This is a genomic window from Arthrobacter sp. 35/47, assembly GCF_000520475.1.
Taxonomy (GTDB): domain Bacteria; phylum Actinomycetota; class Actinomycetes; order Actinomycetales; family Micrococcaceae; genus Arthrobacter_D; species Arthrobacter_D subterraneus.
The window spans coordinates 154,257-161,989 of sequence record NZ_KI914616.1 but is presented as its reverse complement, the minus strand read 5'-3'; the positions used below and the strand labels follow the sequence as shown (position 1 = coordinate 161,989).

The 7,733-nt window shown below is 66.8% G+C and carries 6 protein-coding genes and 1 pseudogene; 4 read left to right on the top strand and 3 right to left on the bottom strand.

Annotated features, from left to right (window positions below; all coding sequences use genetic code 11):
* Positions 1-530: pseudogene (gene purH, locus X803_RS0114100) on the bottom strand (bifunctional phosphoribosylaminoimidazolecarboxamide formyltransferase/IMP cyclohydrolase); the annotation flags it as partial.
* Between the two features lie 160 nt (positions 531-690).
* On the opposite strand from purH, the gene X803_RS0114095 reads away from it, so the two are divergent.
* Together X803_RS0114095 and X803_RS0114090 are read left to right on the top strand one after the other, a co-directional pair.
* A complete protein-coding gene (locus X803_RS0114095) occupies positions 691-2,040 on the top strand; it encodes an MFS transporter (protein WP_026545622.1) in 1,350 nt (449 codons plus the stop codon).
* 59 nt (positions 2,041-2,099) lie between these two features.
* Positions 2,100-4,808, top strand: coding sequence for an alpha-amylase family glycosyl hydrolase (locus X803_RS0114090; protein WP_026545621.1), 2,709 nt, complete (start codon positions 2,100-2,102; stop codon positions 4,806-4,808).
* A 109-nt stretch (positions 4,809-4,917) separates the two neighbouring features.
* On the opposite strand, the gene purN is transcribed toward X803_RS0114090, so the two are convergent.
* Positions 4,918-5,496 carry a phosphoribosylglycinamide formyltransferase gene (gene purN, locus X803_RS0114085; RefSeq protein ID WP_026545620.1) on the bottom strand — a complete coding sequence of 193 codons (579 nt, stop codon included), beginning with the start codon at positions 5,494-5,496 and terminating at the stop codon, positions 4,918-4,920.
* Positions 5,497-5,549: 53 nt separating this feature from the next.
* Here purN and X803_RS0114080 point away from each other — a divergent pair, with 53 nt between their 5' ends.
* Positions 5,550-6,029, top strand: coding sequence for a hypothetical protein (locus X803_RS0114080; protein WP_026545619.1), 480 nt, complete (start codon positions 5,550-5,552; stop codon positions 6,027-6,029).
* A complete protein-coding gene (locus tag X803_RS0114075; RefSeq protein ID WP_026545618.1) occupies positions 6,014-6,451 on the top strand; it encodes an SRPBCC family protein in 438 nt (145 codons plus the stop codon). The genes X803_RS0114080 and X803_RS0114075 overlap by 16 nt, the downstream gene beginning before the upstream one ends.
* A gap of 3 nt (positions 6,452-6,454) precedes the next feature.
* Here the strand turns inward: X803_RS0114075 and X803_RS0114070 are convergent, their stop codons facing one another.
* Positions 6,455-7,720 (bottom strand): cell division protein PerM, encoded by a 1,266-nt coding sequence (locus X803_RS0114070; protein ID WP_026545617.1) that lies wholly within the window; start codon positions 7,718-7,720, stop codon positions 6,455-6,457.
* Positions 7,721-7,733: the final 13 nt, after the last annotated feature.

Below are 7,733 nucleotides of genomic sequence, written 5' to 3'. Positions count from 1 at the left end.
CGCTGGCGGGTCTTCAGATCGAAGCCGCCCTCCCCCGCAGCGCGGACCACGCTGCCGTAGAAGGACGGGTCCACCACGATGGACACCGCCGCGTGGTTCTTCGCGGCCGAGCGCACCATGGCGGGGCCGCCGATGTCGATCTGCTCGACGACGTCGTCCGCGGCGGCACCGGAGCGTACCGTCTCCACGAACGGGTAGAGGTTGACCACCACCAGGTCAAACGCCTCGATCTCCATGTCGGCGAGGGTGTCCATGTGCGCGGCGACGCGGCGGTCCGCGAGGATCCCGCCATGGACCCGCGGGTGCAGGGTCTTGACCCGGCCGTCAAGCATTTCAGGGGATCCGGTGACCTCTTCAACCTGCTGGACGGGTATTCCGGCGGCAGCGATGGTCTTGGCGGTCGAGCCGGTGGAGACAATCCGTACGCCGGCGCTGTGCAGCCCCTGAGCGAGTTCCTCCAGCCCGGTCTTGTCATAGACGGAAATCAGCGCCCGGCGGATCGGAACACGGTCAAGGTTGGTCATGGTCACGCGGGTCTCCAGGGGACGGGTGCTGTGGGTTCGTCCCTAGTCTAAAACACCGGCGCCTCCAGCTGATCGGCCGGACGGCTCCGTGACACCGCGGCGGTAAGGTGTTCGAGTCACTCCCAACGAGCGAGCCAGCGCCAGGCCGGCCTGTCAGGATGGAACCGTGAGTACTTCTACCGAGCTCCCCACCGGCGATCAGGTGGTCCAGGACCTGCCCTGGCGCTGGCGGGTCCAGGGCAAGATCTTCCTCATCGGCGGACTCGGGTTCATGTTCGATGCCTGGGATGTCACGCTGAACGGCTACCTCATCCCGCTGCTGTCCGACGAGTGGGGCCTGACACCGGGACAGGCCGCCTGGGTGGGCACCTCGAACCTCATCGGCATGGCCGTGGGTGCATTCGCCTGGGGGTCCATTGCGGATCTGATCGGGCGGAAGAAGGCATTCACCGCCACCCTACTGATCTTCTCCATCTTCACGGTGCTGGGCGCGTTTTCCGGCGACCTCGTCTGGTTCTGCGTCTTCCGCTTCCTCGCCGGATTCGGCCTCGGCGGCTGCATCCCCGTGGACTACGCCCTGGTGGGCGAGTTCACGCCGCGGAAGCACCGAGGCCGGGTGCTTACCGCTATGGACGGCTGGTGGCCCATCGGGGCGGGCCTGTGCGGTGTGGTGTCCGCAATCCTGATCGCCGCGTTCGGGGACTGGCGGTACCTGATGCTCGTCATGGTGCTGCCGGCGCTCCTGGTGTTCTGGGTGCGCCGGTCCGTCCCCGAGTCGCCTCTCTACCTCGTGCAGCGCGGCCGCACCGCCGAGGCGAAGGCAGTGATCGACCAACTGGTCAAAAGTACCGGCGGCGCCGTCCGCGAATGGCGTCTCCCGCCGGCCGGAGACGACCCCAAGCTCACCCTGGGCGGCCTCACCGGGCAGTTCACGGCGCTCTGGCGCTTCAACTGGCGCATCACCCTCGCCGCGTGGGGCCTGTTCCTGTCCATCCTGCTGGTCTACTACGGCGCCCTGACCTGGATGCCGCAGATCCTCATCGCCTCCGGGTACCGCCAGTCGGTGGCGTTCCTGACCACGGCCGGAATGACCGGCATCGGCTTCCTCGGCGTGGTTGCAGCCGCACTGCTCGTGGAGCGGGTGGGCAGGAAATGGATCCTTGCGGTATCAGGCCCGTTGTCCGCCGTCGTACTGGTGGTCTTCGCTCTCACGGTGGAGCTGCCCGTGGTGGCCACCGTCTGGCTGCTGGCGTTCGGCTTCACCATCCAGGTGGCCATCCCGGTCCTGTACACGTACGTCTCGGAGCTGTACCCCACGGAACTGCGCGGTTCCGGGTTCGGTTGGGCGTCGACAGTGTCGCGCGTCGGGGCGGGCCTTGTGCCGCTGATCTTCGGCTCCCTGCTCTGGCCGTACCTGGGCCTGCCGCTGACCTTCGCCGTGACGGGCGTGCTGGTGCTGGTGGCCGTGGTGTGGATGGCGTTCAATGCTCCCGAGACCCGCGGCGCGCGCATTTGATTTGACACCTAAATGTGATGTGAGACACGCTGTTGGGGTTCACTCTCCCTGGAGGTCTCATGATTGCCCGCAATACCACCGCCGTTGTGCTTGCATCCCTGCTTGCAGCCACCGGCACCGCCCTGCCCGCGCTGGCTTCGCCCGCCGAGTCCGCCGACACCGCCGAAGCGCAGCAGTCGCTGCGTGCACCGGTGACGGACGAAAACTTCTATTTTGTGATGGCTGACCGTTTTGCCAACGGCAGTACGGCCAACGACGACGGCGGACTGGGAACTGATCCGTCGGTGTCCGGCTTTGACCCCACCCGGAAGGGCTTCTACAACGGCGGTGACCTCAAAGGCCTGCTGGACAAACTCGACTACATCGAGGGCCTCGGCACCACCTCCATCTGGCTGACCCCCAGCTTCAAGAACAAGGCGGTCCAGCCGGCTGACAACTCAGCGGGCTACCACGGCTACTGGATCACCGACTTCACGCAGATCGATCCGCACCTGGGCACCAATGAGGACCTCAAGGCACTCATCGACGAGGCCCACTCCCGGGGCATGAAGGTCTACTTCGACATCATCACCAACCACACCGCGGACGTCATCGGGTACGAGGAAGGCGCCCGCATGCCGTACGTCTCCAAGGACGAGGAGCCCTACCGCACCGCGGAGGGCGAACCTTTCGATGACCGCGATGTGGCCGGCAGCGACAGCTTCCCGGCCCTCGATCCGTCGGTGTCCTTCCCCTACACGCCGGTGCTGGAACCGGGCGAGGAAGACCTGAAGGTTCCGGCCTGGCTCAACGACCCGAACCTTTACCACAACCGTGGTGACACCACCTTCGCCGGCGAGGACGCCTACTACGGCGACTTCTTCGGCCTCGATGACCTGTTCACCGAACACCCCGTGGTGGTGGACGGCATGAAGGACATCTACCAGACCTGGATCGCGGACTTCGGCGTGGACGGTTTCCGCATCGACACCATGAAGCATGTCGACGACGCGTTCTGGCAGGAATTCGGTCCGGACGTCCTCCAGTTTGCCCATGAGCAGGGCAAGGATGAGTTCTTCATGTTCGGCGAGGTCTATGACACCACCAAGGACTTCACCTCGCAGTACACCACCCGGAACTCCATGCAGGCCGTACTGGACTTCCCGTTCCAGGACGCCGCCCGCAGCTTTGCGTCGCGAAGCGCGGACGCAGGCAGGCTCGGCGAATTCTTCCTCGGAGACGACTGGTACACCGACGCCGACTCCAACGCGTACAGCCTGCCCACCTTCCTGGGCAACCATGACATGGGCCGCATCGGCGGGTTCGTGGCCGCCGACAATCCCGGTGCCGGTGAGGACGAGCTGCTAGCCCGCGACGAGCTGGCGCACGAGCTGATGTACTTCTCGCGCGGCAACCCCGTGATCTACTACGGCGATGAGCAGGGCTTCACCGGACCCGGCGGAGACCAGGACGCCCGGCAGACGCTCTTTGCCAGCCAGGTGGCCGACTACCTTGATGATGACCTGCTCGGCACCGACGCCACCCACGCGCAGGACAACTTCAACACCGACCACCCGCTGTACAAGACCATCGGCGCCCTGGCCGGCATCACCGGGGAGCATCCCGCCCTGCGCAACGGAGCCCACCAGCACCGCTACGCAGCCGAGGGCGCCGGAATCTACGCCTTCTCCCGGATCGACACCGAACGTCAGCGGGAATACGTCGTCGCACTGAACAACAGCGAAGAGGCGCAGACGGCGGAGATCCCCACCTATATGCCCGCACGGACGTTCACGTCCATCTACGGCGAAGGCGAGGACCGGGTGAAGTCAGCCCGCAACGGGACCGTCACCGTTACGGTGCCGCCGCTGTCCGCCGTCGTCTATGAGGCTTCCGGACGCATTCCGGCATCAAAGGCGGCTCCGGCGATCAGCCTTTCCCAGCCGGCCCCAACCGAAGGGGACAACGGGCGCATGCTGGTTGAGGCCGACGTCGACGGTTCCTCCTTCTACCAGGTCTCCTTCGAAGCCCGTACCGCGGGCGGGGACTGGACACCGATCGGCACCGATGACAACGCGCCATACCGCGTCTTCCATGACGTTGCAGCGCTCGATCCCGGCACCGGACTCGAGTACCGCGCCGTGGTCCTGGACAACAAGGGCCACACCGCCGGCAGCGGCGTGGTGAGCGCCGAGGCTCCGGCTCCGGTAGTGACCCTGGAGGCACCGGAGGAGAACGCCCGTGTCCGGGACGCGGTGGAACTCAGCGCTGTCGCCGACCCCGAGAAGGCAACCAACGTGGTCTCCTTCGAGCGCAGCGTGGACGGCGGCGCCTGGGAGGAAATCGCTTCCGACAGCTCATCCCCCGCCTACACCTATACCGATGACATCTCGGGCCTCGACCTGCCGGATGACACCAAGCTTCAGTACCGTGCGGTGCTCGGCGGGGCCGTAAGCAACGTGCGGACGGTGACCGTCGGTGATCCGGTGGTGGTCCAGCCGGGTGCCGTGTCCGTGCCCGGTGCTTTCAACTCGGAGATGGGCTGCCCCGGTGACTGGCTGCCCGACTGCGATGAGGCACAGATGACCCTCGGCGACGACGGCCTGTGGCGGCTCACGGTGGACATCATCGGCGGGACCTACGAGTACAAGGTCGCCATCGACAAGAGCTGGGATGAGAACTACGGCGCCGGCGGCGGCCCGGGTGGGAGCAACCTGGTCCTGGAGCACGACGGCGATCCGGTTACCTTCACCTACGACCACCGCACGCACCTGGTCACCGCGGAGTAGTTACCCCGCCCCGAATCGAGCGGGCGCCTATGACCCCATCCCACGCGGATGGAGCGTTCCAGGCGCCCGCTCGATCCGTTAAGTGGCAGATCCTTAAGCGGTGGACCCGTTAAGCGGTGGATCCGTTGAGTGTGGCGAGGTCCCGGAGCGTTTCGATGAGCAGGGCGCGCTCCTGGACCTTGATGCGTTCGTGAAGGGTCTCTTCGGTGTCGTCGTCAAGCACGGGCACGGCGGCCTGGGAGAGGATCGGCCCGGTGTCGATCCCCGCGTCGGCGATCATCACCGTGCAGCCGGTGACTTTCACGCCGTAGGCAAGGGCGTCCCGGACCCCGTGTGCACCGGGAAAACTCGGGAGCAGCGCCGGGTGGGTGTTGAGGTAGCGGTTGGGGAACCGGTCGAGGAACTGCTGGTCGACAATGCGCATGAACCCGGAGGAAACCACGTAGTGCGGATCGTAGGCCGCTGTGCGTTCGGTCAGGTCCGCGTTCCATTCAGTGCGGTTGCCGTACTGCTTGAAGTCCACCACAAAGGTGGGAATGCCCGCCGCGGCAGCGCGTTCAACACCGTAGGTACCCGGTCGGTCAGCACCCACAGCGGCGATCTCCACCGGCAGGTCTCCCGACTGCACCGCATCGATCACCGCCTGCAGATTCGAGCCTGTACCGGAAACGAGAACAACGATGCGCATGGGACCCAAGCGTACCGTCCGAGGGCCCCCACTGGGTGTCCTAGGGTTGAGGGATGAACACTCCCGCGCCCTCCGGTCCAGCGGCCCGGCCCGGCAAACCCTCCGGGCACACTCCCCAGCCGTCGGAGAAGGAGATCGCCGCAACCCGTACGCTGCTGCGCGTGTTCATGCTCCTGCTCCTCGGTGCGCTCCTGGGCTCCAGTTTCCCGCTGCCATGGAAGGTGCTCGGCCTGGTCTTCAGCCTGGCAGCGCTGACCGTCGGCATCCTCGCCCTCGTCAGCCTGGTGAGGCAGAAGGCCCCGGCGATGCTGCGGATCTCGACGACGGTGGGCCTGGTGGCATCCCTCTTCCTCACTCTGGGGACGGGCGCGGCCATCCTGCTCTGGCCCATCACCGAGCGCTACGAACAGTGCATGGCCACAGCGCTTACGTCCAAGGCGCAGCGGCAGTGTGAAGAGGACCTGCGCAACCTTGGCGGTCTATTGGAGACACGCTCCGTTGCCCCTCAGGAGATCCCATGGTCGACGTCGTAACCACCATCACCGTTGACCGTCCGCGCGGGAAGGTGTCCGCGTATGCGTCGGACCCCGCCAATGCACCCGAGTGGTACGTCAACATCGATTCGGCGCGGTGGCTGACCGAACCGGTCCTCGAGGAGGGATCGCGGGTGGCGTTCTCCGCCAGGTTCCTCGGCCGGACGCTGTCCTACGTCTACGAAATCGTCGCGTACAACCCCTCGGAGCGTCTCGTGATGCGCACCGCTGAAGGCCCCTTCCCGATGGAGACCAGCTACAGCTGGGCCGACGCCGGGCCGGGCGCCACCCGCATGGAGCTGCGCAATACCGGCCAGCCACGCGGGTTCTTCCGGATCCTCGGACCGGTGCTTGAGCTGTCCATGCGCAAGGCCAACACCAAAGACCTGCAGAACCTGAAGCGGCTGCTCGAATCCCGCTGAGGGTTACTTCGACTCCCGCTCCAGCATGGGGCCGGCAGCGTAACCGATGACGACGCCGATCCCCACCTCCGCGGCCACCAGCAGTCCCGTCCAGAGCGGGTCAGGCCCGAGATCGACGAACCGCCCCACGCCGACCGAGGCCCGCGACGCGAGCGCCAGAACGGCCGTGGCCGCTCCGGCCAGTACCCCGACAAACACCCCGAGCGTGAGCGTGGAAGCGGCGGCGGTGAACCAGCGGGCGTCCGTCTTCAGCTGCAGCCACTCATCGAAATGGTTCTCACCCTCGCGGAGGAACCACCATCCAGCCAGGATTCCCGCGGCGACGGGCAGCGCCAGGGCCGCCAGGCCGTACTCCAGTACCCCGGAGGGGACCGCACCGAGAAGGGGGATCGCGGGCAACGGTCCGGCCGTCGTCGCCAGCGGACTGATGGAACTTCCGGTTCCCAGGGCAAACCCGGCCCCGGAGGACCAGGCCAGGGTCCAGACGGCGAGGTTCGGCAGGAAGCCGAGTTGGCCGATGGTGACCACGGCGCCGCCGATCATGCCGGCGTCGAGCCTCTCGTAGATGGTGGCGATGGCGGCCCAGTGGATGGCGAGCGTCACCGCGAGCAGAAGCGCCGACAGGCCGAGCGCGGCTATGACGGCGAGGAACGCCGCCCGCACCGCGGACCACACGTAGGATCCGGCCCACCGGGAATGCTGGCTGGTGGTCGAGATCCACTCCGCAAGGTCCACGCCGATCAGCCGTCCCCATGACCCGGCTTCGCGGTACGCGCCAATGAGCACGCCGGCGCCGGCTGCGATGAGCGGCACCGAGGCTCCGGCTGCAGGCGGTGCGGAGGTGGCGCCGTCGTCGGCCAGGTACGCGGCACCGAGACCGAACAGGGCGTACACCGCGAGCGCACCCAGCAGCGCCTGCCAGAGCTGGTCAGTGTAGGAGGCGCGTGCGAGGCGCCGGCCGGCGCGCCAGGCAAGGAGGAACGGAATAAGCGTCAACGCAAGGGGAACCGCCCACAGCAGGCCGGTACCGCCGACGGGCAGCGCGAGGTGCAGCGGCGCCCCGTGCAGCACCAGCCAGGACTGGGCGGCGAGCTGCGCCGTACCCAGGGCGTCCCGCGCCGCGAATCCGCCCGCCAGCCAGACCGCGCAGAGGGGAACCAGGACAATCAGTGCGGAGATGACCGCGGCCTGTCCCAGCTCGAAGGCGCCCTGAAGCCACAGGGGCATGGGCAGCGCGCGGGGCTTGGTGGGGAGTTTCATTACTTCCATGGTGCCACCGGCG